The organism is Synergistaceae bacterium (assembly GCA_031267575.1).
In the GTDB taxonomy this organism is placed as follows: Bacteria; Synergistota; Synergistia; order Synergistales; family Aminobacteriaceae; genus JAIRYN01.
This window is the reverse complement of record JAIRYN010000026.1, coordinates 1-26,990: the sequence shown is the minus strand read 5'-3', so window position 1 is coordinate 26,990 and position 26,990 is coordinate 1. Positions and strand designations below refer to the sequence as shown.

The window sequence follows — 26,990 nt, the reverse complement described above, 5'->3', positions numbered from 1 at the left end:
AAACAGGCTCTAAAAATAGCTCAATTGAGTACGTTTACCCATTTTTTCAATGTCTCGATGTCTTGGCGAGCTTTTCCACCAAGTGCACTTTGACACTGAAATTGACAGGAAATTCCGAGGTGTGGTGAGCAGGGTTGACCGCTTTTCCCACATTTGTTGCGCAAGTAGTGTTCAAATGACTCGACGCCAAGCACGAAGATTGACAGATAGAAGTAAAAATATTACAATGTTTGCACGGACAAACATTATTGTTTGACGTTTATCTTTGAGATAAAGAGGCTTTTTGCCGATGCGTAGATGGGGTCGTCGCGTTCTTTCGGCGTCGGGGTTTATTATTCTTTTGCTTTTGTGGCACTGGGGTAGCGGTCGGCCTGGATGGAATCATTTTTTGTTTCCCGCGCCACTGTTGGTATTGCGCAGGATGATGAATCTTCTGAACAGCGGAGTTCTGGCGAGACATCTCTTTGCAAGCTTGACGCGTGTGTTTTCGGGGTTCGGCATCTCTGTGCTCGTGGCCTTTCCTATGGGCATCGCCTTGGGCTTGGTTCCCATTTTTTCCTTACTGACGCGTCCTCTTCTGAATTTTGCCCGTCAAATTCCGCCCCTAGCGGTAGTGCCGCTCCTGATCTTGGGACTGGGGATTGGAGAGGCGTCCAGAATCGCCGTCGTCGTCATGGCCAGTTTTTTCCCCATACTGCTCAACGCGGAAAACGGTATACGGCATGTGGATCGCCGACTTCTGGAGGTCGGCAAAACCCTGTCGTTTTCACGGTGGGCCCTGTTTCGGCATATAGCGTTTCCCGCCTTCTTTCCCTATTTTTTCGTGGGCATCCGCCTTGCCCTGTCCTACAGTTGGAGGTCTCTGGTGGGTGCGGAGATTGTGGCGGCGTCTTCCGGCATCGGCTACATGATCCGGGAGGCGGAAACCCTGTCGAGATCAGACACCATCATCTGCGGCGTCCTCGTATTGGGGTGTGTCGGCGCTTTTTCCGATTTTCTGTTGGAGATTGTTTCTTCTCGCCTCTTCCCGTGGAGCCGAACGAGCGAGCAACGGGTGGTAGGGTGACGACATGGTTCGCGTCGAAAACTTGACGAAAATTTACGAAACGGAGAATGGACCCGTAACGGCTTTACGGAACGTTTCCCTAAGCCTGTCAGCGGGTTCTTTCGTCGCGCTCCTGGGTAAAAGCGGATGTGGGAAGACAACCCTTCTGCGCCTGATCGCCAGCCTGGAAAAACCCTCCGAAGGCGAGGTGTTCTGCTCCGTCCCTCGGCGTCACATGGGGTACGTTTTTCAGGAAGCGCGCCTGATGCCGTGGCTTTCCGTCGCCGACAACATCCGTTTCGCTGAACTTGGCGGAGTTTTTAGCGGCGGTAACGTGGACCCAATTTTACGGACTCTGGGGTTGTCCGAATTCTCCAAGGCATTTCCCAACGAGCTTTCCGGAGGTATGGCACAGCGCGTTGCTCTGGGAAGAACACTTTTCCGCAAACCTCATTTGATTCTCATGGACGAGCCCTTTGGAGCCTTGGATTGGTTCACGCGAAAAGCGCTGCAGAGCGACCTGTTGCGGCTGTGGCAGGAAGGAGGAAAGACTATTTTATTCGTCACCCACGACATCGACGAGGCGTTGCTGCTAGCCGATCATGTCGTCGTCCTGCGCGAAGGGGAGGTGACCGACCGCTTCCAGGTCGAGAGCCCTCACCCAAGGAAATCCGCGGAGCTGTACTCTCTCCGTGAACGAATTTTACTTTCCATCGAAAAAATTTAACAAAAAATAAGCAAATGGAGGAATACGAGTATGAAAAAATGGGTTGTGGGCTTTTTGGCGTTTGTTTTGGCATTGACGGTATTCTCCGCGCTTCCGGCGCGGGCGGGGGAAAAAACCATGACCATCACCTACGTAAAGTCTCCTTTGAACATTCCCTCTATCATTGAAAAACATCTGGGACTTCTGGAGGCGGAGTTTGGTTCCTTGGGCTACACGGTTTCCCATCCTGAAATAACATCCGGCGCTCAACAGACTCAGGCGATGGCGGCGGGATCGGTTCAGGTAGCCAACTGCATCGGGGGGACGTCTCTTCTGTTGGCTGCCTCTCAAGGACTGGACATCAAGATCGCGGGGATCTATTCGAGAGCGCCTAAAACGTACTCTCTTTTGGTTAAGGACCCCGCTATAAAAACCATCGCCGATCTGAAGGGGAAGAAGGTCGCCGGCCCCAAGGGAACGGTGCTGCATCAACTGCTGCTGGCGGGACTAAAGAAAGCGGAAGTGTCGCCTTTGGACGTGGAGCATATCGAAATGCCGATTCCCACGGCCACGGCCGCGCTGATGAGTGACTCCATCGACGGAGCCCTAGCGGCCGGACCGGCGGCGCTGAAAGCGATCGAGGGCGGCGCTCGGGTGCTCTTTGACGGCGAAGGGCTGATCGAGGCGACGATTCTGATCGGCGTCAGTGCGAAAGCCCTAGAAGAAGTGCCTGACCTTCCCAAGAGGATGCTGGACATTCATCGCAAGGCCCTGGCTTATGCCGCGGATAACCCGGAGGAAGCGGCGAAGATCGTCAGCGAGGAGACGGAGATAGAGATTGAGCAGGTCAAAGAGATGGCCAAGCTCTACGACTTCGACCCCGACATCCGAGAGCGGGACATCGAGGATCTGAAGAGCACCATGCAGTTCCTCATCGACGCGGAACTCGCCGTGAAGTATGTAGACCCCGTCTCGTTGATCGCGCGCTGATTCACGACATGATCAAGAGTGGAGAGCTCGAATTCCGCGCCGGTGATGTTTCGCTACAAGCTGACTACCGGGATATCGCGGCCTATCACGGGGGGCGTTATCCCGCGGGGACGGTTTTAGGGTACAAGGCCATGCGATTGGCTCATTCTCTGCTCTTTCCCCATGGAGGATGCTTCGTGCGCGGGAGGTGTTCCGTGGAAACCCCTTTTACCGGAAAGGGCTTCAAGGACGCCGTGGAGATGGTTTTGCGATGCGCGTCCCTGGACCGCTATGTCCTTGATTTGGATATGCCCGTTCCCCAGGGAACCGTCCCGGCCCCCGTCAGGGGAAAGTTCTTTTATCGGTTCTCCCAGGAGGATGGGTATGTGGAACTCGCTGTGAAACCGAGACTGGTTCCAGAAGAATTTTATAAAATCTCCGAAGACCTGCATTTCAAGAGAATTCCACCAGAAGCGGAGGCGCGAGCTCTGGAACTTCGCCGGAAACTCGAGGCCGCGCTCTTGGCACTGGACCCCATCGATATTTTCGACGTGTACGCTCACAGGATATGTGGAACGCTCCCCAGTGATGTTCGCTCCGAGCTTCCAATTCTGAAGGACGACTTCCGTCTTTGCCTGAACGACTATGGGGAATACACCGTGGGGATCGAACAGCTTCGGCGGTACCATGGGAACACGTCGTTGTGCGGCCTTTGCCTCGCGTGGTCGTTGGTCCGGCAGTGGGTTCGGATGGAGGGGAACATAAAGGGGAACGAGGAGCGCGGATTACCTCGCAGAGCCGTCCATGCCAAGTCCGGCGCTTTAGGGGACGGGATACAAGACGCCTTGGAGTTTTTGTTTCGGGGAAGGGATGATCGAGTTGCGGTCGACCCGGCTTGGGGCGATGGAACTCCCGCGCCGAAGGTCATGCCGGGCAGCGGAGCCTTCGCATTCCGGCTTTCTTTGCCGGAATCGTCCCGAATGTTCACACTGAAGGAAAAAGCCGTTCCCAAGGAGTACCTGAGGCTTTGTAGAATCCGCGGAGAAAACCCCGCGGAGTTCAAGGATGAAGAAGTGATCAAAACCTTGCAGTTAGAGTTTGCGTGCCGTGTTCTCGATGACCCAGAGCCGTTCGAGGTGTTGGAATAACTCGGAAATAACTCGGAAATAACTCGGCAACGCCTTCTATTGTTTATAAGTGTTTATAAGTTCGGCAAAATGATTCCCAATCGGCCACCGTAAAACGCTCGACGGTGGCCCGTTTGATCCCTTAGCCCCTGTAATAAGGGAGTTGTTCGTCAAAATGTTTTTTGCCGTTTTTGTACCACGCCACAATATGCTTAATGGCTTCATACGCCTTATTGACGGCGGCGACGTCCGAGTTGAAACCTTGATGCGGCTGGACGTAGATGTTCGCGCCGCGATTTAAGGCCCGCTCCACCAATGCTTTCGCGGCGACATGGTCCGGCTTTTCCGGCGCTTGCCCTTTGACGACTTTGGAAAACACGTTTTCCTCGGTAAAGATATCCAGGCCGATCCCGCCGAGGATCTTTTGATCGTAAAGATCCACGAGTCCCGTCTCCGGAGCGATCTCTCCTCTCGTCACGTTGATGAAAATCAAACCGGGTTTCGCTTGGGACAAATACTCTTTCGAAAAATACCCCACGTTGAAAAAACGGCTCTGGGGTATTTTCGTTAAATTCATCGCGTTGACAACGACGTCACTATTTTTAATCGCCTCTTCTTTTGAGACGAAGCGGACGCCGTGGCCATAAAAAGGCTCCAATTCGTCCCGCCGGACGTCGACCGCCTGTACTGTGAGCCCGTTGGCCGCCAAGAGATCGTAGGTTTTTTTGCCGATTTTCCCTACTCCGAAAACGGTCGCCACTCTGCTAGAGGTCAACTCCATGAAGGAAAGGCTCTTGTTTCTCTCGAAGGTGCGGGTGTTTTCCGTGTAGTGATTCAAAAGACCCGCCGCGGCGTACAAAAATTTCATAGCGGTTTGGGCGACGGCGTCAACGCAGTATTCACGCAGAGAAGCGAAGTTCGCTACATCGACGAGGTGCTCGAAATGATCGTATCCGGCGCTTCGAGTGACGATGCTTTTTTTCGCACCGCTCAAATAACCCTGGGGAAGCCGGGAGTGAGTTTTCGTCGTGATGAGATCCGGCAGAGCGACGTCGGGGTTTTTTTCCATAAAATCCTGCACCGCGTCAGGCGTTATGAGGTATTTTAGGTCTTGGGGCAGATTGTTTTTTTTCTGCTCCCCTACCGTTTCTTCCTCCAAATGCTTAGCTTCCTCGCCTAACGCTTCAAAGTGAATGATATCGTACTTGGGCACGATAAAGCCTCCTATATCAGGTATATCAGTATCTATCCAATCGTGCGCCTATCGTCAACTCATCGCGGCCTTCGAGGACATTTGCGCTTTTTGGTAGATGATCATAGCGGCAAAGATGGCTAACCCCGCAAGATCTGTTGCGATCCCTGGGAAGATCAAAAGACAGGCGCCTCCAAAAAGCAGAATACGCAAAAACGCGTTAATCGGCTTGAAGATATATCCCTGAACAGCAGCGGCCGCCGCAATGACTCCAATGGTGGCCGATACAGTCGCCGTTATGATCTCTAGATAAGAGTCGCTCACGAAAAGCAAAGCCGGGGCGTAGATAAAGGTGTATGGGATAACGAAACCGGCGAGCGCGATACGGAACCCGGCCCAACCGACCTCCGAGGGATTTTGGCCGGAAAGCCCGGCCGCCCCGTAGGAAGCGATGGCGACGGGAGGTGTCAGGTTTGACAGGCACGCGAAATAGTAAACGAACATGTGGGCCGCCAGAGGATGAACTCCCAATTTCAGAAGCGCGGGCGCTCCTATTGTGGCCGTAATGATGTAGCAGGCCGTCGTCGGCAAGCCCATGCCCAGAATAATCGACAAGATCATTGTGAGAAAAGCCGTGAGGACAATGCTGCCCGCCGCCAATGAAACGATGGCGTTGCCCAGAGTGAAGCCGAGACTCGTCAAACCCGTCACCGAGTTGATGATTCCGACCACCGCGCAGGCGACTCCTACGCTCACGCTCTGTCGCGCTCCCTGTTCCAGCGCTCGCAGATACGCTTTCAGCGTCGCCACGAAACGCCTCTGTAAGACTGACGCCGCGAACGTGACGACGACGGTACTCACAATTCCGTAGAATGCCGCGTAAAGGGGAGTGCGTCCTATGAGCAAAAGATAGATGATAGAGACGATCGGGATAATCATGTGCCCTTGTGTCTTCAACACACTGAACATGGGGATAATTTTGTCGCTGGGTACTTTTTGCATCCCGAGGCGTTTCGCCTCGATATGGACGTAAACATACTGGGAAAAATAATAAAGAACGGCTGGAATCGCCGCCGCGAGCATGATTCGGGCGTAATGCAGTCCCAGATACTCGGCCATAATGAAAGAGGCCGCCCCCATGACAGGAGGCATGATCATTCCTCCCGTCCCCGCCGCCGCGACTAGAGCGGCGGAAAATACCGGTTTGAAACCGGCGCCGCGCATCAAGGGTATGGTAAAGGTTCCCGTGGCCGCCACGTTGCCGACGGCGCTGCCATTGATCATCCCCATCAAGCCACAGGTCACAATAGCTACCTTGGCTTCACCCCCGATGGTACGCCCCGCTATGCACATGGCGAAGTCTTTGATGAAGGAACCCATACCCGTCTCAGCGAGAAACGAGCCGAAAAGGATGAACAGGAAAATGTAGGTTGCCGACACGCTGAGGGCCACCCCGAAAATACCCTCGGATGTGAGATAGGTCTGATAGACGATTCTTCGAAGAGAGAAACCCGTGTGTCCCAGCAATCCGGGAAGATACTCGCCCCACAGGCCGTAGGCCAGGAAAACCATGGCGAGAATCATCAGCTCTTTTCCAACGGAACGCCTTGTCGCCTCCAGAACGCAAATGATGAGAATTTCCCCCATGATGATATCCCGTGGAATCGATGTCCCTCTTATGCTGAACTCATCGAAGAACAGGAATATGTAGATGCTGGCGGAGGCGGCGACAACGAGCCAAATCAAGTCGAAGTACGACGGCCCCGATCCTTTTTTCTTTCCAAATGCTGGGTAGAGCAGAAATGTCAAAATCATGAGGAATGTCAAATGTACGCTTTGATGTTGCATCGACGGCACCATCCATAGGCCGGATGAAGTCGCGAGATGGTACAGGGACATGAGCGTCGCGACAACCGCCACAACCTTTGCCCAGACGCCGGCGTATTTACGAAAGCTCGATTCTTTGTCGATCTGTTCGAGCACTTCCTCCGCCTTGGCCTGAGATATTTCTTCTTTCATATTTTCCAAATCTCCCAGATTTTCCAAACCTCCCGAAACGGGTACGTTATTTGGCATGATCATTGGCCTCCGCTTAATATTTAAAAATAGGCAATCCAGAGCTGAATATCTGGATTGCCCGCCGTAACGCTAACTGGAAATTAGGGTTTCAGATTATCAGGAATAACGAGGCCTTGCTCCTCCAGATATTTGATCGCGCCTGGATGCAGCGGAATCAGCATTCCTTTTATGGCGTTCTCGACCACGGTGTACTCTGTAGCCTTATGTCCGATGACCATATCTTCATGGTTTTCAAAAGTGGCCTTGGTCAAGGTATAGATGAGATCGTCCGACAGTTTCGCGTCGGTGAAAAGGATGTTGGCAAGCGCGATGGTATGAATGTCTTCGGTCTGCTTGGGGTAGGTTCCCGCGGCGATCCTGTAGGGATAGTACCAGGGGTACATTTTGCAAATGATCCTGATTTGTTCCCCGTCCATCGAAAGCAATTCCCCCGCGTCCGAGGAAAGAATATCCATGACGGACGCCGTCGGCACTCCGCCCGCGATATGCGTCGCGTCGATCAGCCCGTTTTTCATCTGGTCGCCCGCTTCGTTGTAGCCAAGGTATTCGGCCGTGACCGTAACTTCACCCTTGTCTCTGAGATAGTTGAGCCCGTAGGCGTCGAGCATTTCGCGGCTATTGATCTCGGTCGCGCTGGCAACTTGGCCGGGAACAATATGTTTGCCCTTGAGATCTCCCAAGTTCCTGATTCCGGAGCCTTTTTTGACGATCCAGTGCATGACGTTGGGATAGAGCGTGAAAAGTCCCCGTTCGTTGGTGTAAGGGGGTTTCCCCTCATAGGTGCCTGTGGCGGTATAGGCGTAGTAGCAAATACCGGTTTGACCAATAGCGATCTGAACTTCGTTCTCGATCAGAAGTTCGATATTCTGAGGCGTTCCCGCCGTAGCTTGCGCCGACGCGCGTATTCCTTCGATTTTCGAGTAAATTTGCGCCATCGTGTTGCCGATGGGATAATACGCGCCGCCCGATGTAGCCGTGGCGATATTGATTCTGTACGCGGCGTCCGCCGGGCCAGTCAACGAAATCATTCCAACGAGAACCAACAGTGAAACCGACAACAAAATCGCTGCACATTTCTTCACAGTAAAGCCTCCTTCGATTTTTCCGCGTCTTTGGTGTGGACGAAAACTTTTTACCTCGACATCATTTTCGATGCCACAACCCCATCCCTTGTTTTCGCATTTTCTTCATCCTTCCGTACCCCCCTCCTTTTTAAGTATCACTCGAGTATCACTCGGTATCACTCGCCGAAAACGGAAAAGGCGAAAAATACAACGTCTCGCCGTTCCATTGGCTGTACAAGTTCCCTTTGTTTACCAGATGCCGTAGATGGGCCAACGTTTCGGAGCAGGCAAACCATTTCTGCTGAATCGAAATTTTCGTGAATTTGTCCCCTTTCGACCACTTGACGTCTTTCGCCACGTAAAAAGCGGGCACCGGACGATTCGCCGCTCTTACAAGAGATTCCATGAGCGCGAGACGAACGGCGTGGTGTTCCAACAACTCATCGATCCGGCCGTTGATGTCCGCGAGAGGCGTTCCGTGCGCCGGATAAAGGTGACGTATAGGCATAGAACGCACGCACTTGAGGTTGTCACAAAATATTTCCAGGTAATCGTGTTCCAAATCCCACGTGGTGATGTTCGGCGATATTCGATTCAACACGTGGTCACCGCTGAAGAGGCTTTTCGTGGGTTCGTGCCACAGACCGACCTGCCCGGGAGTATGCCCCGCCAAATCCACCACCGAAAGCGTATAACCCCCGTAGGTCAAAGTATCGCCCGGCCGCACCGTCTCGATGGGGACGCTGAAAGAAGGCCTGTTGGAGTGCGCCACGTGCTCTTCGGGCTTCAACGCGTGTTCTTCTGGAACGCCGCACCACGTATTGGTTTGCGTCAGCCACCTCCAGTGGGAGGGCAACTGGAAGGCGTCAATGTAAACTCGGTCCACTTCGCTGGCGTAGACTTTGTTTTCATCGCATTTGAGGCGCGAGATCAGCCCGCAGTGATCCACGTGCATATGCGTGAGGAAGATGTCCGTCTCCTCCAACGCCGCCCCCAGCTCTTTCAATTGCCCTCGCAAAGAGTCATCACAGGCATCGTGGTTGAGAGCCGTGTCGATCAATAAATTTCGCCCTTTGCTCTCTTTAAAGAAATAATCGTGAATGCCTCTCAAGGGATGCTTCACAAAAGGAACATCCAGCTGGAAGACTCCCGGCAATATTTCGATAGCCATTTATTCTAGAGCGTGCATTCTATTTTAACGCTTAGCGCTTAAAACATCCGCAAAAGCCTGGAGCTGGGTTCTCGCCTGTTCGAAATCTCGCATTTGTTGGTCGAAGCCAATGGACACGGAGGGAATATCAGCCTTGTCGAGAGCCTGCTTGAGCGATGGATACTCCATTTCTTCCGGGTCACAGAACTGCATCATCAAAATGACGACGCCCTGAGCACCGTTTTCGCGCGCCAGATTGACGACGTACTCTGGACGTTTGTTCAGCTCAGGGTCGTACAGAAGAACATCGTGATCTTGCCCGGCGAACTGCAGCGCCAAAGCCGTCATGGGATCATCCGCGTCCGGCACGTCCAGCCGAAAAGCGCGAGATTGATGGGCGACGTCGTCGGCGACGACCGCCATGCCGTTGTCAGCGAGAATTTGCAGCAGACTTTTACTGTCGGCGAGAATCCCCGATAACAGAATTTTGGAGCCCTTCCAATCGGATTTTGGCAAAGCCTCCAATTGCGCGTTGAGCTGAGTCAAAAGTGCCGTGTGTTCCGTTTTGTCCATGAAGTACGCGCTTTTCAGAACGGCGCTCCGTTGAGCAGGAGAGACCGACTCAGGGTGCCGCGCCGCGAGCTTGACGAATTTCCTCCGGACAGCGCGGCTCTCGTTATAAACGCGAATAGCGTCCTTCAAATCGTTATCGGTAATGGCCTTACCGGCGATGGCTTCCAAATTCTTTTTTACGTTGGAGTACTGGCTTTTCGTGTACTCCACGCCGTAGGGCGCCCGTCTGTTCTGAGGATGCGCCAGAAAAATAAACGGGATCTGCGGGATAGCCGAGCGGAAATTTTGCGTCAAAGGACGCAACGTATCGCATATCGATGGCATGATCACGCCCGATAGCTTGTCCAGTTTTCCGTTCAAAGCCAGTTCCAGCCCCATTTGAGCGATAGTACAGTAAAATGGCGCGAAGTATTCCTTTGCGGCGTTGATCGTGCCCTCTGCTCCCCAGATCCCAAAGGGCACCATACCGGCGGCTCGCACCAGCTCCTCCGGCACGTAGTACGGGAAGCAACCGATCGCCTTTTTCCCTCCAGCTACATATTTTCCCAACTGAGCCTTGGGATTGGACGCGATAACATCAAATTGATCCAGCAACTCGCCGATCGTGCTCATCGTCATTTCCCCCCCGGTTGCGCTTTATTCACTTCCGCCATCTTATTCACTTCCATCAATTCAAAAAGACCCTCCACACGTGTCGCGTACTGCGCTTCGGAGAAGTTGCGGGGGTCCGCCTGGTCGCCGTCGAAGCCAACCACCGGCACGCCCAGGTCCTTGCGGAAGCGCCGCTCCATTTCCGGCATATAACCGCTCCACGGTTTGCAGCTCCGGTTGTAGTGAACCAAAACTCCGTCCACTTTGTTCTCGCGGCAGATCCCCTCGCGCCAATCGACGCCGGTCTCAATGCAGACCGAGTTAGGTGCCTTGCAGTACGCTCGCATCATCTCGTCCAGGTTGTTGTACACGAAACCAAAGGCGGGAGCATAGACGACGGCGGTGGTGTTGATTCCCTTCGCCTTGAGCGGCCTGAACAGCGCGCGCAGCTCCGGCCAGCAGGGAATCCCCTCGAACATGATGCGGTACTTCTCCTCGTAGGGCAACGTGGAGGTGCCATCTTTCACGGCCTGCTCATATTCTTCGGCCAATAATTCGAAGGCGGCGGCGGTCTCCGGTTTGCTGCGCGCCGTGACGACGTCGGCCATGTGGTTGAATAGGTCGAATCCGCTCAAAGGAGACGGCGTGTACTGACAGTAAGAGCAGGCTTTCAGCCACGCCTTCGCCGTCCGATTCGAGTTCTGGCAAACCGCCTCGAAGCGTTTTTCGTCCCATTGACGGCCGCTGATCTTCTCCAACTGCCGAATGGCGTCCTGGAACTGTCCCTTGAGATAGGCGACCGTTTCCTCGCTCACCTCGGTCGTGTTATTGTAAGGAACGTCGATCATGATTAAGGGAATGTCGCGCATACGCGCGATATTTTCATACCACTTGGTCATACAATTGCAGATGTTGTTGCAACACAACAGGAAATCCGGCTGAGGCATCGTTCTTTCCTCGCACTCGGCCCCGGAGGCGTAGGCGAGACTGATCCGGGCGTAACCGCAGATGTCATTCGCGTACCCCAACGACTCGGCGTGTTCACACATCCTCTGTCCACCATGTTTTGCTGAAATAGCGGCCGCTTGATTTTCGGGATAACAAACGGCCAGGCCCAGCGCCTCCGCAATCTCCGCCGGAAATTTGGAAGAAGACCAGCCCACGGGCTCCCCTCGTTTCTTGGCGTCCCACGCGCTCTGGTAAACCCGGTCCACGATCTCCCTCAGAAAAACCTTTGCCTCTTTTTTTTCTGGCTCTTTTATTTCTTGGTTTTCGCTCATCTCGTTCCCCTCCTAGGCCAACACCACGCACACGGTTACGTCACGCTTTCAGATTCCCCAATTTTCTGAACGCCAATAACGCCGCTCCCAATGCGCCGACGTATTGAGACAAGGGCGATGTTTTGATATCGGTCCGCAGCTCATTTTCCAAGGCCAGCAGCACCCCGGAATTTTGCGCGACGCCGCCCGTCATGACCACATCTTTCACGATCCCCACCCGCCTCGCGAGACCAGCCACCCGCCCGGCGACCGAACGGTGAATACCGTTGATGATGTCACACTTGTTTTTGTTCCGCGCGAGCTGCGATATGACCTCCGATTCCGCGAACACCGTGCAGGTGCTGCTGATGTCCACCCGCTCGGTGCTCTGGGCGGAGAATTGCGCCAGATCCTCCAACTTTACCTCCAGAACCCGCGCCATGACCTCAAGAAAACGCCCTGTGCCCGCGGCACACTTCTCGTTCATCACAAAAGTATCGAGGACACCTTCTTTTCCGATACGCAAAATCTTGACATCCTGACCTCCGATGTCGATAACCGTGCGAACACCGGGAAATAAAAAGTACGCGCCGCACGCGTGACAGGACAGTTCGCTCATTTCGAAATTTGCCGCCTCGACGGAATTGCGGCCGTAGCCCGTGGCGAGGGTATAGGCCACATTCTCTTTCTGGTATCCGCAATCGGCCAGCGCTTGTTCGACGACGCGCGCGGGGCCACTGGTCCCCGCCCCGAAGGGAATGAGCGCCTTGCTCACGATCTCCCTGCTCACAATCTCCCTGCCGTCATTCGCGGTCTCTTTCAGAATGACGCACTTCGAGGTCGTGGAGCCGATGTCGATGCCCATCGTGCAGCGCGCGTCCATAGCAAACGTATCCTGATTTTTCACGGTTTTTTCACGGTTTTTTCCAAGTGTCATACTCCCGGAGCGAGCGCGGCAGCAACATTTGATGGAACGGGCATATCGATTTCGGATTTTGATACACGGCACAGGCAAACGCCTTGATATAGGAACGCAAGCTCGGAAACTCGACCACCTCGTCAACAAACCCCATCTTCGCGCAGAAGGCCGGCCGCGCTTTTTCCGTGTATTCCCCAATCAGCTGGTTCATCTTGTCGATGATCGGCTGAAGGTCTTTGCCCGCTTTTCGATCTTTCGCCAGCCGCCGCGAATACATCGCCGCGGCCGCGGTCTCGCCGTTCATGACGTTGATCTCGGTCGCAGCCGTTCCCAAGGAGAAAGCGTTGCTGTTATTGCCTTGAGGTCCTCCCAAAATGTAGTGGGCGGCTGCCGTCCCCTTTCGCAGCGTGATCTCGATCTGCGGTACTCCAGACGTCTCGATGGAGTAGATCAAAGACTGCCCCAGTCCCAGCAACTCCGCGCGCTCGGCTTCGTCACCGACGTCGATGCCCGTGGTGTCCTGAATCCACACGATCGGTATGCGGTCTCTTCCGCAAAGAGTGACGAACTCGTTCATCTTGACCAAGCCTTGGCGGTACAGTTTGCCGCCGATGCCAGTGGCGCTCTGCCTGTACTCGGGATAATTGACGAGGAGGCCTTGCGCGTTAGCGACGACTCCAAGCAGAAGCCCGTCCATTTTCACCAGCCCCGTCACCATTTCCGGGCCATATCCCCGCTTGTATTCCAAGATTTCACTGCCGTCGAAAATGCGCCCCAAAACCTCGTAAATGTTATAACCTCTCTTGGGATTGAGTGGCACGATGCTGTAAAGGTCATTGGGGTCGTAAAGAGGTCCCTTGGGTTGATCCACGCGGAAAAACTCCGGGTCGTAAGCGGGGATTTGGCGCATGTATTTTTTGATCGCCTCCAACACATCCAGTTCTTTTGTGTAGACCTCACGGAAAAACCCTGTCTCGTTGAAGTGAATGGCCACCGTCCCCGGAGGGTCCGCCTTGTAATTTTCCTCGAGCTCGATCAATTGCTGAGCGCCTTCCAAGTCTACGTAACCCTTGGGATTCATTCCGCCGAGAATGCCGGCGCCTCCCACCGCCATATTCGCTTGGCTGTGCGCCAACAAAATAGTTGGGCTGATGCTATGGTAGCCTCCGCCTGCGGGGTTGGTGCCGTAAATACCGACAATGACAGGAATACCGAGCTGCTCTAGCTCCGCGTTACGGTAAAAGGGGGTGCCGCCGCCTCTCCGGTTGGGATAGACTTTTTCTTGCTCGCTCAACTTGACGCCACTGCAATTGAGGACGTAAACCAAAGGAATACGCAGCATCTTCGCCGTGTCGGAAGCGCGAATCAGATTTTCGGCCTGCCCTGGAACCCACGCGCCCGCCAATTTCTTGTTGTCCGAGGCGACGACCACCGCCCACCTGCCGCTGATCCGTCCCAGCCCCTTGAGGATGGAGGTGGAACCCTCTGGATTGTCGTCTGGATTGAATAGACTGTTCAACGGACACCAGGTTCCTTCTTCAACCAGAATCCGGATTCTCTGCATGGCCGTCATCTGCCCAGATTCGTTCAAGGATTCGTCGGAGCGTCCTTCAGCCTGCATTTTAGCCGCTATATCACGAATTTCTCGTTCCACTTCTCTTGAAGCGGTCTCGTTCTCCGCGTTTACCGAAGCCAAAGGTCTGCCAACCGTCGGCATATTTTGGAAATAGGTCGGCATGGAGTACTCTGACATTGTTCAGCCACCTTTCTCGATACTCGACTCCTCGATACTCGACTCAGGGAAGACCGCGGTCGGACCGTCTTCTCCCGCTGGTTTTCTAAGATCTCCCCTGATATTTCGACATGCCTTCTTATTAGACTGGTACTTTTCAGGCCGGTACTTTTATGAACACTTGAGCTGGGTCGATTTCTTCTCGAATCATACGGATAATCTCCGGCTCCGGAGGCGCGATCTTTTCGGCGTGGGAGACGTCGATTTCAAAACCGGTGTTCTCGACAATCTCTTGGACCGAGGAGGTTTCGTAATATCCCGCAAGGTACATGTGTTTCGTTTTTTCATCGAATTTCAGAATGCCTCGGTCGGTCACCACCATCATCGGGCCTCGGTCGCCGGGAAGGCCGGCTTTTTCCCGCCCGCCGGGTCCATCAATCCAGCCAGGGCTGGTGACGTAATCAACTTTCTCGATGAAACGGCGCGCTTCGTGCTGCATCATGATGACCGTGTTGACGAAGGTACAAATCCCGTTTGCCCCACCACTTCCGGTGAAGCGTGATTTTGGGTGGTGGTAGTCGCCGATGCTGGTGGAGTTCACGTTACCGTAAGGATCGATCTGCGCGCCTCCGATGAAGGCGATCATCCGGTTGCCGCCGTGCTGCCACTCGTTGGCCTGAAAACCTACGTATCGCGCGTTGGGCCACTGCACCGCACAGTGCGCCATAAAGCGGCAATCTCCGACACTCGTGGGAACTTCGATGGGGTCGCAGTCCATTAAACCGCTTTCCACGATCAAGGTGCAGTCTGGAGCAAAGCATTTTTTGGCGAGCGTCGCGCCGATAAGAGGCAACCCCGTTCCCACGATGGCGATTTGCCCATTTTGAACTGATCTCGCGATGGAGACGGCCTGCATTTCACGGTTGGTGTAGTTGGTATAGTCCGCCATGATACTTCCCCTCCCCTACTTTTTTGCCTTGGGCGCGTATCCCAGGCCCGGCACGACTCGCGTTTTGATCAACCGTCCCGCTCCAAGTTTGTTGAGGTACTCTTCATGGGTCTTGGGTTCGTAGCCCCACGTCGTGATAAACTTTTCGAAGTCTTCGGCCGTCTTGCTGGCCGCGTCGTAGTCCCGCAGCATCTGGGCGTCGTAGTCATAATAGTTGTAGCACTGGGATGGATGTGCGCCGTGAGGAGCGTGGACGACGGCGTCTACCACAAATCCGGGAATTTTGTTCAAATTGGGATCTCGCCTGATCTCTTCGTTACTGATGAGCTCCTCGCAGGTGACGATACAGTGTTTGGAGGCAATCGCGATGTCCACATCGTGGAACTCGTCTCCCTCTATACGACAGGTTCCGTCCGGAGAGGCTTTTTGGACATGAATGACGGCCGTGTCCAACTTCGGCGTCGGCAAGAGGACCAATTTTTGTCCGGGATTGAAGGGATCGTCCTGGATGATGTATTTTTCGTTCGGGAGCTTGTCGATTTTTTGCCGCTCTTCCTTGCTGATGCCCCACTTGTTGACCAGATCCGACCCCAGCATGACGCGAACCGGAATATATGAAAGGCCTAACGCAGCGCCGGCGAACATGAGAATCAGAGCATCTTGGGAGTAGTCCTCGAACAGGATCGTACCCTGTTCTATCGCGTTTTTGAATCGGCGGCTAACGTTGGAAAAACCAGAGTTTGCCGTATAACAATTGATAAACGCCTTCACGCGGCCAGCGCCGATCAATATGTCCCAGTCGCCTCCGGCTGGCCCTCCCTCGGCTATGAAATCCTTCCGGCGCTGACGAAGAATTTCATAAACCGCCGCGTAAGGCTTCCGGTTCGTGGTGAAACCGCCGAACGCGATATGGTCACCATCATGCACGAATTTCTCGACGGCGTCGTGGAGAGTATGAATCTTGTTCATTACATAACCTCCTTTTTAATTTAAAGCTAACGGAAACGGGCAGTTTCGGAGTTCTGACCCGTTTACTAAGCCTCAAACCCCAAGCAGTGACAATTCGACCTTAAAAGTATATCAGACGAAATAGTGGTGGATATGCGTGCTCCAGCCGAAATATCAGCTTCGTTTCAACAAATTCGTTTCAACAAAGACAACATGTGGCAGATGCGTTGTCTTCATTTTCACAGTCTTCATTTTCACAATCTTCATTTTCACGGTCTTCATTTTCACGAAGATGTGGAGGTGAAGAGTAAAAATAAGAGCGCGAACTTCGATTTCGCGAAAATTGCCCCTTTGGTCAAATACTATCGATTTTTCACCGGCATTTTTCATGGAGTATAATGACCTCAACTGAATAAGAACTGTCTCGAATTTACGGGAATCCGGTGTGAAACCGGAGCGGCCCCGCCACTGTGATCGGGACGAAACCGCGATATGCCACTGCCGCTTGTTTTCAAAAGAAATAGGCGCGGCGGGAAGGCGCGGGAGTAGGATGAACGAAAGCCAGGAGACCGATTCGAAGCGTTATCGTCTTCAATGTGCGCGGGCACGTGGGACTCCTTAGATTTATAGACGCGTATGAATCGAGTGGAGAAACCATAGTCCGGTTTCTCCAAATTTTATTTTTATTTCCATATTTTGTGTTTTTTGTGGTTTTTTGTGGTTTTTGCAGGAACGAAGTATGAAGTATAAGAAGTATGAAGTATGAAGTATAAAAAGGAGGGTGTTGTGATGAAGGAGCAAAACGGGGATTCTGGACATGATTGCGCGAGCGTTTGTGACGCGCCATCTCAGGTCGGAGCGGATTTCGATTTTGGAGGCTTCCCACCCGCGAGTTACGAAGTATGGAAAGCCGCGGCGGTCGCCGCGCTCAAAGGAGCTTCGTTCGAAAAAAGCATGTTTACGCAAACTTACGAGGGGATCCAGCTCGAACCGCTCTACACGGCCGAGCACACTGAAAACCTGACGTTCCCCAAAACGTATCCGGGTTCGGACGCGACCCTGCGAGGGTCATCCGCCTCCGGTTACCTCTCGCGGCCGTGGGAAACGACGCAGCCTTGCAACGCCCTTTCGCCTAGCGAGGCAAACCGGCAGCTACTCGATGAACTGGAAAAAGGACTCACAACGGTGGGGCTGCGCTTGGACGAAAGAACGCTCTATGGATCGAGTGCAAGCACGAAAAACGCCGACGGTCTGTCGTTGTCGCTTCTGGAGGATCTGGAGGTTTTATTCGAGGGCGTGGACCTGGAGCGATACGGACTTCACGTCTACGCGGGCCCCTCGGCGGTCTCACTGTTGGGATACTTAGCGGCTTTCGCGCAAAAGCGGGGTTCTCGGCTTCACGGTTGCGTCGGTGCCGATCCCATAGGGGCATGGCTCGAAAAGGGAAAACTTTTTTGTGATAGGGATGAGCTTTTCGATGAAATGGCCCACACGATTTATTGGACGGAAAACCACATGCCGAACATGCGGACGGCGCTCCTGCGTGGCGACGTCTACCACAACGGCGGCGCAAGCGCCGTACAAGAAGTGGGTTATGTTATGGCCGCGGCCATCGAAACGACGCGGGCGCTTCGGGTTCGCCACTTGGACGTTGGTGTTTTCGCGCGGCATCTGCGTTTCGAGTTCTCTCTGGGCTCCAACTTTTTTATGGAAATCGCCAAGATCCGCGCCGCGCGCCTGATTTGGTCACAAATCGCCGAGGCTTTCGGCGGTGATCGGGATTCAAAGAAAGCCGAGATCTTCGGGCGCACGTCTTTCTTCACGAAGACGGTCTACGATCCCTACGTAAACCTGCTGCGGAACACCACGGAGGCGTTCTCCGGCGTCTTGGGCGGCGTGGACGGTCTTACGGTCGGGTGCTTCGACGAGGCCATTCGACCGAGCGACGAGTTCTCGCGGCGGGTGTCACGCAACCTGCAAAACATGCTGAAGGAGGAGTTTTTTCTGCTTCAGCCCCTGGACCCCGCGGGAGGCTCTTGGTACCTGGAAACCCTGACGGATACTCTGGCGCGAAAGAGCTGGGAGCTCATACAGAAAATAGAGGGAGAGGGCGGGCTGTTGCAGGCTTTGCGAGAGGGAACGGTGCAGGCCATGGTGGAGGGTACTCTCGCGCAGCGTTTCAAAAAACTGGCTTCTCGCTCGGACCGCGCTGTGGGTACAAACATGTATCCCAACACAGGCGAGCGCTCCCTGATATCGGAGGCGGAGACGAAATCAATGCTTTCTCAGCTTTCCCAGCTTTCCCAGCGACGAGAGGAGCGGGAAAAATGCCGCGGTAAAGGCAACAAAATTGACAAAGAAGCGGCAAAACTAGCGCTGGACGGTCTGGTCTCCCAGAGTGAAAAAAACCTTCAGGGCGGAGAACTGATCGAGCGGGTCGCGGCTGCCGCGAAGGCCGGGGTCGCGATAGAAGAAGTACGGGCTCTTCTTGACGAAGGCAATGATCCCGACAATGATCCCGACGGCGTTATCTCCCCCATTACCCCGCACCGATGGACGGAACAATACGAGATCATGCGCGGACGCACGGAAGACTTCAAGGCCAGAACCGGCGGTAACGTTCGGATTTTTCTGGCGAACATGGGCCCGATTCCTCAGCACAAAGCTCGGGCGGATTTTGTGACGTCTTTTATGGAGGTCGCGAACTTCGAGGTGCTGAAAAACGATGGCTTCCCAACGGTGGAAGCCTGCGCAGCTGCGGTCATCGAAAGCGGCGCGGACGTAGCCGTCATTTGTTCCACGGACGCGACCTACCCTGAGTTGGTCCCGCCCTTGGCACGGAGGCTGAAAGAACGACGTCCTTCGATGAAAGTCCTGCTGGCCGGCGCGCCTGCCGAAGAGTTCAAGACCGCTTATATCGAGGCGGGAGTGGACGATTTTGTCAGCGTCCGTTCCAACTGTCTGACTACGCTGAGCGATCTTCAAAAAACGAAGGAGATGTTGTAGATGAGGGGATTGAGTCCGGATTTCACACAAATTCCTTGGAACGACACCTGTGGAGAAAACGCTTTCGACCGAGAGGACTGGAAAACACACCTGGAACGAGAAGCCAGTAAAAAATACGAGGAACTTCGAGCGCACACCATGGAGCAGATCGACGTGGAGCCTCTCTATACGGAAAACGACCTGGAGGGACTACGGCATCTGGAGACCATGCCCGGCCTTCCGCCCTTCCTGCGGGGGCCCTACCCCACCATGTTCGTCACTCGCCCCTGGACGGTGCGGCAATATGCCGGGTTTTCCACGGCGGAGGAGAGCAACGCCTTTTACCGGCGCAATCTCGCCGCTGGGCAAAAAGGACTCTCCATCGCCTTCGACCTGGCAACCCACCGAGGTTACGATTCCGATCACCCCAGAGTCATGGGGGACGTGGGCAAGGCGGGGGTGGCCGTGGATTCCATTTTAGATATGGAGATCCTTTTTTCCGGCATCCCCCTCGACCAGATGTCCGTTTCCATGACCATGAACGGCGCGGTTCTGCCCGTCCTGGCCTTCTACATCCTGGCGGCGGAGGAACAGGGCGTCCACAAGTCTGTCCTGACCGGGACAATTCAGAACGACATTCTGAAGGAGTTCATGGTCCGCAATACCTACATTTATCCTCCTCAGGCCTCGATGCGCATAATCGGGGATATTTTCTCATACACGTCGAAATATATGCCCAAATTCAACAGCATCAGCATATCAGGCTACCACATTCAGGAAGCTGGGGCCACGGCGGACATCGATCTGGGCTACACTCTAGCCGACGGCCTCGAATACCTGCGCACGGGGATCGCGTCGGGGCTCGGAATCGACGACTTCGCTCCACGCCTGTCTTTTTTCTGGGGGATCGGAAAGAACTACTTCATGGAGGTGGCGAAGATGCGCGCTGCCCGCATGGTCTGGGCCAAAATCGTGGGCTCTTTCGACCCCAAAAACCCGAAGTCCATGGCCCTGCGCACCCACTCCCAAACCTCAGGCTGGAGCCTCACAGAACAAGATCCCTACAACAACGTGGGACGTACCTGCATCGAGGCCTTGGCCGCGGCTCTGGGACATACCCAATCCCTGCACACCAACGCGCTGGACGAGGCCATCGCCCTGCCGACGGATTTCTCGGCCCGTATCGCCCGTAACACCCAACTGTACATTCAGGACGAGACGAAAGTCTGTAAAGTAATCGACCCCTGGGGCGGTTCCTACTACGTGGAGGCTCTTACCGACGCTCTGATACGCCGGAGCTGGGAGCATATTCAGGAGATTGAAAGGTTGGGTGGCATGGCGGCCGCCATTGACACCGGACTTCCCAAGATGCGTATTGAGGAGGCCGCCGCGCGGCGTCAAGCTCATATCGATTCAGGGCTAGAAAAGATCGTTGGGGTCAACAGCTTCCGACTGAAAAAAGAAGATCCCCTGGAAATATTGGAAGTGGACAACAGCGCCGTCCGTCAGTCTCAAATCACTCGGCTCGAAAAACTGCGCGCCACTCGCGACCCTGAAAAGGTGGAGGGCTGTCTTCACGCCATCACGAAGGCCGCGGAGACCGGTGAGAGCAACCTGCTGGAGCTGGCCGTCGAAGCAGCCCGGGCACGGGCGTCCCTGGGTGAAATTTCGGACGCCGTGGAAAAGGTCTGCGGGCGGCATAAGGCGATCATCCGGTCCATATCGGGCATTTACTCCAGCGAGTTCGCCGACGAGGACATCATCTCCGAGGTTCGAGGTATGACGGACGAGTTCGAGCGCAAGGAAGGGAGAAGGCCTCGGATCATGGTGGTCAAAATGGGACAGGACGGCCACGACCGGGGCGCGAAGGTCATTTCCACCGCCTTCGCCGATATGGGCTACGACGTGGACGTGGGACCCCTGTTCCAAACCCCGGAGGAGGCAGCTCAAGACGCTGTGGACAACGACGTTCACATCGTGGGAATGAGTTCTCTGGCCGCGGGACACAAAACCTTGCTCCCCCAACTAGCGGCAGAACTGAAAAAACGCGGACGGGAGGACATTATGATGGTTATCGGTGGCGTCATTCCCGCTCAGGACTACGATTTTTTGCGCCAAAACGGGGCGTCGGCCATCTTCGGCCCCGGCACGATCATCCCCGTCGCCGCCAAACGAGTTATGGAAGAGCTGAATCGACGTGTCTTCGGTTGAACGGCCGGCTGAACGGCCAACAGAACCCTCAGTTGAACCCTCAGTTGAACCATCAACTGAATTATCAATTGAACCATCAGCTGAACGAGCAGCTGAACGAGCAGCTGAACGAGCAGTCGAACGAGCAGTCGAACGGCGCAAACCCGAATGGGCTCCCGACGGAGCGAACGAGGCGTATGCTTCCAGGGTCATGGAGGGGGTGACCGACTCTCATGACGGAATGGCCGCGCTATCCCCTCTTATCGTTGCTCCTTTTGTTCCTTCTTCGCCGAAACGCCCCCGACTGACGCCACAGGAGTACATCGACGGAGTTCTTTCCGGCGAGCGCTCGACCCTGTCCCGGGCGATCACCCTGGTGGAGAGCAACGCCTCGGCCCACTTCAACCTGGGGCAGGAGGTGGTCCGGGGGATTCTGCACCGAACGGGAAATTCCGTCCGAGTGGGGATCACCGGCGTTCCTGGGGCCGGCAAGAGCACGTTTATTGAGGCTCTGGGTTGTCTGCTTTGCCGAAAGGGCCACAAGGTTGCCGTGCTCGCCGTGGACCCCAGCAGCAGCGTCAGCAAAGGCAGCATTCTTGGGGATAAAACCCGTATGGAAAACCTGGCAAAGGAACCCAACGCCTTCATTCGCCCGTCGCCCACGGGGGGAACCCTGGGGGGGTTGACGCGCAAAAGCCGAGAAACCCTACTGCTCTGCGAGGCGGCCGGTTACGACGTGATTTTGGTGGAGACGGTGGGTGTGGGGCAGAGTGAGACGGCGGTACGTTCGATGGTGGATTTTTTCCTATTGCTGGTTATCACCGGCGCAGGAGACGAGTTACAGGGTATGAAAAAGGGCGTCATGGAGCTAGCCGACGCCGTCTTGGTCAACAAGGCGGACGGCGCCAACCTTATAAAAGCGGAGGCCACGCGAGTGGAATACGACCGGATCCTCCACTATCTCCGGCCCGCCACGGAGGGTTGGACCACTCACGCCCATGTCTGTTCGGCCCTTCGCGACTCCGGCATCGCCGAAATCTGGAATATCGTCGGGCAATTCATGGAAAACGTTCGTGGGTCCGGGTTTTTCGGTGAGCGGCGCAAGCAGCAGACCCTTTCATGGGTTTACAATATGGTCGAGGACCACCTGAAAAAACGTTTTTACGACTGCCCCTCCATCGCCGCCAATCGAGGAGCTATCGAGGAAAAAGTCCTGACCGGGGAACTCTCCGCGACCCAGGCGACGCAGACGTTGTTGCGCCTTTTCCAAGAAAAGACATGGCAGGAGGGTATTTGAAAAGCATGAACGAAACGCGAGAAGAGGTCGTCTTCCTCACGGCCCATACACAAGACCGCAAAAGCGAGTTGGCCGAGCGTATTTTCGACGCTCTCGCACGGGATATGAAGCGATACCCCGACGAGTACCAAGGAGGTTTATATATTTATGTCGAGTGAAGGGCAGCGGGAAGTTGTGCGCGATCAACGCTCCGGAATAGCGGTGACGGGAGTCACGGAAATCGTGAAACGCGACGGGCGCAGGGTCGCCTTCAAGATAGAAAAAATCTCGAACGCCATTTTCAGAGCCATGAGCGCCACAGGAGAAGCGAGCCTGATGCTTTTCCCAGCCCCAGCCCTAGATCTGGTTTCCAGCTTGGCTCTGGCTTTGGCAAGAAAGGTTGCGGCTCGCTTGGCGATTATGCCGGCCCGGGTGCCTGTGTCTTCGGAGGCCTCATCTGAAGTTTTTTTCTACCCTAGTCCGCTTCTGTTTCCAGACGAACCCCAGGAGTATCCCCCCCAAGTAGAGGACATCCAGGACGTGGTGGAGCGCGTCCTGATTGAGGAAGGATACGTGAAAACTGCGAAGGCTTACATTCTCTACAGGGCGCAACGCAGTCGAGCGCGGGAGACGCGGAGCCGGCTCATGAACATTTACGAAAACCTTACATTCAAAGAAGCCCAGGATAACGACCTGAAGCGGGAAAATGCCAACATCGACGGAGACACGGCCATGGGGACCATGTTGCGTTATGGGTCCGAGGGCGCGAAGTATTTCAACGAAATTTTCGTGCTGAAGCCGGAACACTCCGCAGCGCACAAAGAAGGAGACATTCACATCCACGATATGGACTTCCTGACTTTGACAACAACCTGTTGCCAGATCGATCTGCTGGCCCTTTTCAAAAACGGTTTCAGCACTGGAAACGGGTTTCTGCGGGAACCCAACGACATCAGGAGCTATGCCGCCCTGGCTTGCATTGCTATTCAAGCCAATCAAAACGATCAGCACGGCGGTCAGAGCGTCGCGAACTTCGACTACGATATGGCGCCTGGAGTAGCCAAAACTTGGGTTAAGCTCTACAGGCAAAACCTAGAAAAGGCCCGGCGATTGCTTAACTCAGAGAACATAGATATCGAAGACACAGGCGGCGAGAACTCGGACGTTCTGGAACGAGTCCAAATTTTCGCGCGGGAGGAAGCGGACCGGGAGACGGATCGTGCCACTTATCAAGCGATGGAGGCTCTGGTTCATAACCTGAACACGATGCACAGCCGCGCGGGCGCTCAGGTCCCTTTCAGTTCTCTCAACTACGGGACGGATACCTCGCCCGAGGGACGTATAGTGACGCGGAATCTGCTTTTGGCTATGGACGCAGGTCTGGGGAAAGGGGAAACGCCTATTTTCCCCGTAGGAATCTTCAAGGTGAAAGAGGGAATTAACTATCGCCCTGAGGACCCCAATTACGACCTGTTCCGTCTGGCCTGCAAGGTGAGCGCCAAAAGGCTTTTCCCCAACTTCGCCTTCCTCGACGCGCCGTTCAACCTGAAATATTACCGTCCCGGCAGGCCCGAAACGGAGGTCGCCTACATGGGCTGCCGTACCCGGGTGGTCGCCAACGTATTCGACGAAACTCAAGAGGTGGTCACGGGTCGAGGAAACCTGAGCTTTACCACTATCAACCTTCCGCGCCTGACCTTAAAAAGCGACGGCAACGAAAAAACGTTTTTTCGGCTATTGGACGAGAAAATCGACTTGGTCGTCGATCAGTTATTCGAGCGTTTCAAGGTCCAGGCGAAGAAAAAGGTCAAAAATTTCCCCTTCTTGATGGGGCAAAAGATCTGGCTGGACTCGGACAAACTGGACTGGGACGATGAGATCGGCGAGGTATTGCGACATGGGACTTTATCGATGGGTTTCATTGGTTTGGCGGAGTGCTTGAAAGCCCTGACGGGAAAGCATCACGGCGAATCCACGGAGTCTCAGGCTCTAGGATTAAAGATCGTGGGGCACATGCGAGAACGGATGGATGCCGTGTCACTGCGAACCCGGATGAACTACACCTTACTGGCTACGCCCGCGGAGGGAACGGCGGGGCGATTCGTGAAAATAGACCGGACGCTTTTCGGAATGATCGATGGCGTGACCGACAGAGATTACTACACGAACAGCTTCCACATCCCCGTTTACCACAAACTGAGCGCGTGGGATAAAATTCACTTGGAAGCCCCCTATCACGAGCTGACGAACGCGGGACACATCACCTATGTGGAAATGGACGGGGATCCTCTGGGGAACCTAGAAGCCTTCGAGAAAATCGTCCGGGCTATGAAAGAGGCGGGGGTGGGCTATGGTTCGATCAACCATCCGGTGGACCGGGACCCGGTTTGTGGCTACACGGGAATCATCGGAGACACCTGCCCTTCCTGCGGCAGGGCGGATGGCGCTCCAGGGTTCGAGCGGATTCGCAGAATCACGGGCTACTTGGTGGGTACCCTCGACCGCTTCAACGACGCCAAAAAGGCGGAAGAGCGGGACCGGGTAAAACACGGCCTCGGCACAGCAGCCAGTGGCAGGTCGGAATAAGAGGCTGAAATGAAAGTTCGCATCGCCGGCCTGGTTAATGATTCCATCACGGACGGATCGGGGTTGCGGCTCTCGGTGTTTTCTCAGGGTTGCCCCCACTTTTGCCGGGGTTGTCACAACCCGGCGACTCACGACCCCGGCGGAGGGCACGAGACAGATGTGACGGCGATACTGGCGGTACTCGACGCCAATCCCCTGCTGGACGGGATCACCCTCACGGGTGGCGAGCCGTTTTTTCAGGTTTCTCCCATGGCCAAGCTGGCCGAGGAAACACAGCGCAGGGGCTTTTCGGTGTGGACCTACACAGGTTATCGGTGGGAAGAGCTGATGGAGAAAATCGAGAAGGGCAACGCCGGTTTCGCGAAGCTGCTGAAACACACGGACGTTCTGGTCGACGGTCGGTATGAATCAAAGTTACGGTCCCTTTCTCTGCCTTTCCGCGGCTCCTCGAACCAGCGCCTTATTGATGTCGCCCGGAGTTTGGCGACGGGTAGCGTCATCGAACTTTAATGGCACGACCACATTTCGCGATCCGTGACCGTTCAAGCATCAGACGGAAGATAGCCATACGAAAATCGATGTGCGTATTTTTATTTATAGCGCTATCTTTGAAAAGCCCTTTGAAAGGCCTCACGACGCTCCTTGACGCGCTTGGATGCAAGATGATCATTCGACGAAAAAAGACAGTGACGCAAAATGAAACCGCGTGTGAAAAACGATTCCTGGTGTTACACTGCGTCGAAGACGACGACCCGGCAATGCGTGAAGCGCCACCGGCAACAGGATAGAAAGCGGATAGAAAGCAGGATAAAAAGCAGGATAGAAAGATTGTGGGGAGGGCTTAGGCCCTCCCTGATTTTTTTTTTTGCCTGAAGCATGACAAATAGGAAGGAAACAGAGGCGCTTACATCTACTTAATCTTCTTCGTTGTAGTAACTGTCCGCTTCCCAGCCCACTCCAGCACGGAGTCTAAAGCTTCCCTCACAAGCTTTGATCAAAAAATCCTTTTTCTTGACGAATTTCTGCTCTTCTTGCTTGTTATTGGAACTTTTCCAATCTCCTGATTCAAAGATATCGCCATTAACGAGCAACCAAATATCTTTTGGACGCTTGAACCAACACCCTTCGAAGTTGTTCCCGAAGCCTTGAGGTAAATCATCGGAGTCATTGGAAATAACATAGGGGTCACTTTGTGTACCCTTACCCGTCACCGCTAATGCCATCGAGACATTGGTCATCAACAACGCGACTACTACCAAAGCTAACACGACTATCTTTTTCATTGCGCTACCTACTTTCTGGAGTAATACCCCAAATATATTTGACTTCTTCTAAGGAAGTCGAATGTAGAAATCCCTGAGTATCATATAGTATTAAAACAGTCTTGGAATCCGGCTTTTCTGTACGAATATGGTATATCAAACTACCTCAAAATGTTGCATAATACCGCGCGTATTCGTACAGAAAACCGGACAACAAAAAAATATTTGTCTTACGGATGTACGGTGATGCGAGTGCGCATAGTGGTTACATCCGCGCGTTTTTTCTTGGCAACCCGTGAGATGTTTTCTCTAAAAGCGAATGAGGAGGTATGGGGGTATATGCCGTTATCGGATATGCAAGTGCGCAAGGCGCAACCGAAAGAAAAGC

The 26,990-nt window shown here is 54.3% G+C and carries 21 protein-coding genes and 1 riboswitch; of the genes, 10 read left to right on the top strand and 11 right to left on the bottom strand.

From position 1 onward, the window contains the following. The first annotated feature begins 289 nt into the window (after window positions 1-289). Genes LBJ36_03465 through LBJ36_03450 form a run of 4 tightly spaced genes read left to right on the top strand, consistent with a single transcriptional unit; the run spans window position 290 to window position 3,868 of the window. On the top strand, window positions 290-1,066 hold the full coding sequence (locus tag LBJ36_03465; GenBank protein ID MDR1378089.1) for an ABC transporter permease: 777 nt from the start codon (window positions 290-292) through the stop codon (window positions 1,064-1,066). A gap of 4 nt (window positions 1,067-1,070) precedes the next feature. Further along, window positions 1,071-1,772 (top strand): ABC transporter ATP-binding protein, encoded by a 702-nt coding sequence (locus LBJ36_03460; GenBank protein MDR1378088.1) that lies wholly within the window; start codon window positions 1,071-1,073, stop codon window positions 1,770-1,772. A 30-nt stretch (window positions 1,773-1,802) separates the two neighbouring features. Beyond that, window positions 1,803-2,741, top strand: coding sequence for an NrtA/SsuA/CpmA family ABC transporter substrate-binding protein (locus LBJ36_03455; GenBank protein MDR1378087.1), 939 nt, complete (start codon window positions 1,803-1,805; stop codon window positions 2,739-2,741). A gap of 8 nt (window positions 2,742-2,749) precedes the next feature. After that, on the top strand, window positions 2,750-3,868 hold the full coding sequence (locus tag LBJ36_03450; protein ID MDR1378086.1) for a hypothetical protein: 1,119 nt from the start codon (window positions 2,750-2,752) through the stop codon (window positions 3,866-3,868). 121 nt (window positions 3,869-3,989) lie between these two features. On the opposite strand, the gene LBJ36_03445 is transcribed toward LBJ36_03450, so the two are convergent. From LBJ36_03445 to LBJ36_03400, 10 genes are all read right to left on the bottom strand, one after another. Further along, window positions 3,990-5,060 (bottom strand): hypothetical protein, encoded by a 1,071-nt coding sequence (locus tag LBJ36_03445; GenBank protein MDR1378085.1) that lies wholly within the window; start codon window positions 5,058-5,060, stop codon window positions 3,990-3,992. A 54-nt stretch (window positions 5,061-5,114) separates the two neighbouring features. After that, entirely contained in the window at window positions 5,115-7,115 is a 2,001-nt protein-coding gene (locus tag LBJ36_03440; protein ID MDR1378084.1) for a TRAP transporter permease, read from the bottom strand. Between the two features lie 83 nt (window positions 7,116-7,198). After that, window positions 7,199-8,200: a TAXI family TRAP transporter solute-binding subunit gene (locus LBJ36_03435; protein ID MDR1378083.1), complete on the bottom strand. Its 1,002-nt coding sequence runs from the start codon at window positions 8,198-8,200 to the stop codon at window positions 7,199-7,201. Window positions 8,201-8,348: 148 nt separating this feature from the next. Then, complete coding sequence (locus tag LBJ36_03430; GenBank protein MDR1378082.1) at window positions 8,349-9,353, bottom strand: MBL fold metallo-hydrolase; 1,005 nt, start codon at window positions 9,351-9,353, stop codon at window positions 8,349-8,351. A gap of 24 nt (window positions 9,354-9,377) precedes the next feature. Further along, on the bottom strand, window positions 9,378-10,517 hold the full coding sequence (locus LBJ36_03425; GenBank protein MDR1378081.1) for a 2-hydroxyacyl-CoA dehydratase family protein: 1,140 nt from the start codon (window positions 10,515-10,517) through the stop codon (window positions 9,378-9,380). Window positions 10,518-10,519: 2 nt separating this feature from the next. Next, window positions 10,520-11,776, bottom strand: coding sequence for a 2-hydroxyacyl-CoA dehydratase (locus LBJ36_03420; protein ID MDR1378080.1), 1,257 nt, complete (start codon window positions 11,774-11,776; stop codon window positions 10,520-10,522). Between the two features lie 40 nt (window positions 11,777-11,816). Then, the gene (locus LBJ36_03415) at window positions 11,817-12,662 is read right to left on the bottom strand and encodes an acyl-CoA dehydratase activase (GenBank protein ID MDR1378079.1); all 846 of its coding nucleotides are present in this window, start codon (window positions 12,660-12,662) and stop codon (window positions 11,817-11,819) included. A gap of 7 nt (window positions 12,663-12,669) precedes the next feature. Then, window positions 12,670-14,427, bottom strand: a complete 1,758-nt coding sequence (locus LBJ36_03410) for a hypothetical protein (protein MDR1378078.1) — start codon at window positions 14,425-14,427, stop codon at window positions 12,670-12,672. A 136-nt stretch (window positions 14,428-14,563) separates the two neighbouring features. After that, window positions 14,564-15,355, bottom strand: coding sequence for a hypothetical protein (locus tag LBJ36_03405; GenBank protein ID MDR1378077.1), 792 nt, complete (start codon window positions 15,353-15,355; stop codon window positions 14,564-14,566). Between the two features lie 15 nt (window positions 15,356-15,370). Next, on the bottom strand, window positions 15,371-16,324 hold the full coding sequence (locus tag LBJ36_03400; protein MDR1378076.1) for a hypothetical protein: 954 nt from the start codon (window positions 16,322-16,324) through the stop codon (window positions 15,371-15,373). Between the two features lie 372 nt (window positions 16,325-16,696). Next, a riboswitch (cobalamin riboswitch) is annotated at window positions 16,697-16,896 on the top strand. A 196-nt stretch (window positions 16,897-17,092) separates the two neighbouring features. Between LBJ36_03400 and LBJ36_03395 the strand changes: the two genes are divergently transcribed. The 6 genes from LBJ36_03395 (at window position 17,093) to nrdG (ending at window position 25,850) form a co-directional block, all read left to right on the top strand. Then, window positions 17,093-19,309, top strand: a complete 2,217-nt coding sequence (locus LBJ36_03395) for a methylmalonyl-CoA mutase subunit beta (protein MDR1378075.1) — start codon at window positions 17,093-17,095, stop codon at window positions 19,307-19,309. Next, window positions 19,310-21,499 carry a methylmalonyl-CoA mutase gene (scpA, locus tag LBJ36_03390; protein MDR1378074.1) on the top strand — a complete coding sequence of 730 codons (2,190 nt, stop codon included), beginning with the start codon at window positions 19,310-19,312 and terminating at the stop codon, window positions 21,497-21,499. Window positions 21,500-21,689: 190 nt separating this feature from the next. Continuing rightward, on the top strand, window positions 21,690-22,775 hold the full coding sequence (gene meaB, locus LBJ36_03385; protein ID MDR1378073.1) for a methylmalonyl Co-A mutase-associated GTPase MeaB: 1,086 nt from the start codon (window positions 21,690-21,692) through the stop codon (window positions 22,773-22,775). A 5-nt stretch (window positions 22,776-22,780) separates the two neighbouring features. Then, window positions 22,781-22,933, top strand: a complete 153-nt coding sequence (locus tag LBJ36_03380; protein ID MDR1378072.1) for a hypothetical protein — start codon at window positions 22,781-22,783, stop codon at window positions 22,931-22,933. Further along, window positions 22,923-25,340: an anaerobic ribonucleoside triphosphate reductase gene (locus tag LBJ36_03375; protein ID MDR1378071.1), complete on the top strand. Its 2,418-nt coding sequence runs from the start codon at window positions 22,923-22,925 to the stop codon at window positions 25,338-25,340. Before LBJ36_03380 ends, LBJ36_03375 begins: the two co-directional genes overlap by 11 nt. A gap of 9 nt (window positions 25,341-25,349) precedes the next feature. Next, window positions 25,350-25,850, top strand: coding sequence for an anaerobic ribonucleoside-triphosphate reductase activating protein (gene nrdG / locus LBJ36_03370; GenBank protein MDR1378070.1), 501 nt, complete (start codon window positions 25,350-25,352; stop codon window positions 25,848-25,850). A 404-nt stretch (window positions 25,851-26,254) separates the two neighbouring features. On the opposite strand, the gene LBJ36_03365 is transcribed toward nrdG, so the two are convergent. Continuing rightward, window positions 26,255-26,623: a hypothetical protein gene (locus LBJ36_03365; protein MDR1378069.1), complete on the bottom strand. Its 369-nt coding sequence runs from the start codon at window positions 26,621-26,623 to the stop codon at window positions 26,255-26,257. Window positions 26,624-26,990: the final 367 nt, after the last annotated feature.

Bases quoted from the DNA above. Each gene is read 5' to 3' on its own strand.
- LBJ36_03420 (MDR1378080.1), bottom strand. From the start codon at position 11,776: ATGAGCGAAAACCAAGAAATAAAAGAGCCAGAAAAAAAAGAGGCAAAG.
- LBJ36_03440 (MDR1378084.1), bottom strand. From the start codon at position 7,115: ATGCCAAATAACGTACCCGTTTCGGGAGGTTTGGAAAATCTGGGAGAT.
- LBJ36_03465 (MDR1378089.1), top strand. From the start codon at position 290: ATGCGTAGATGGGGTCGTCGCGTTCTTTCGGCGTCGGGGTTTATTATT.
- LBJ36_03405 (MDR1378077.1), bottom strand. From the start codon at position 15,355: ATGGCGGACTATACCAACTACACCAACCGTGAAATGCAGGCCGTCTCC.
- LBJ36_03450 (MDR1378086.1), top strand. From the start codon at position 2,750: ATGATCAAGAGTGGAGAGCTCGAATTCCGCGCCGGTGATGTTTCGCTA.
- LBJ36_03455 (MDR1378087.1), top strand. From the start codon at position 1,803: ATGAAAAAATGGGTTGTGGGCTTTTTGGCGTTTGTTTTGGCATTGACG.
- meaB (MDR1378073.1), top strand. From the start codon at position 21,690: ATGGAGGGGGTGACCGACTCTCATGACGGAATGGCCGCGCTATCCCCT.
- scpA (MDR1378074.1), top strand. From the start codon at position 19,310: ATGAGGGGATTGAGTCCGGATTTCACACAAATTCCTTGGAACGACACC.
- LBJ36_03425 (MDR1378081.1), bottom strand. From the start codon at position 10,517: ATGAGCACGATCGGCGAGTTGCTGGATCAATTTGATGTTATCGCGTCC.
- LBJ36_03400 (MDR1378076.1), bottom strand. From the start codon at position 16,324: ATGAACAAGATTCATACTCTCCACGACGCCGTCGAGAAATTCGTGCAT.
- LBJ36_03430 (MDR1378082.1), bottom strand. From the start codon at position 9,353: ATGGCTATCGAAATATTGCCGGGAGTCTTCCAGCTGGATGTTCCTTTT.
- LBJ36_03410 (MDR1378078.1), bottom strand. From the start codon at position 14,427: ATGTCAGAGTACTCCATGCCGACCTATTTCCAAAATATGCCGACGGTT.
- LBJ36_03395 (MDR1378075.1), top strand. From the start codon at position 17,093: ATGAAGGAGCAAAACGGGGATTCTGGACATGATTGCGCGAGCGTTTGT.
- LBJ36_03365 (MDR1378069.1), bottom strand. From the start codon at position 26,623: ATGAAAAAGATAGTCGTGTTAGCTTTGGTAGTAGTCGCGTTGTTGATG.
- LBJ36_03460 (MDR1378088.1), top strand. From the start codon at position 1,071: ATGGTTCGCGTCGAAAACTTGACGAAAATTTACGAAACGGAGAATGGA.
- LBJ36_03375 (MDR1378071.1), top strand. From the start codon at position 22,923: ATGTCGAGTGAAGGGCAGCGGGAAGTTGTGCGCGATCAACGCTCCGGA.
- LBJ36_03380 (MDR1378072.1), top strand. From the start codon at position 22,781: ATGAACGAAACGCGAGAAGAGGTCGTCTTCCTCACGGCCCATACACAA.
- nrdG (MDR1378070.1), top strand. From the start codon at position 25,350: ATGAAAGTTCGCATCGCCGGCCTGGTTAATGATTCCATCACGGACGGA.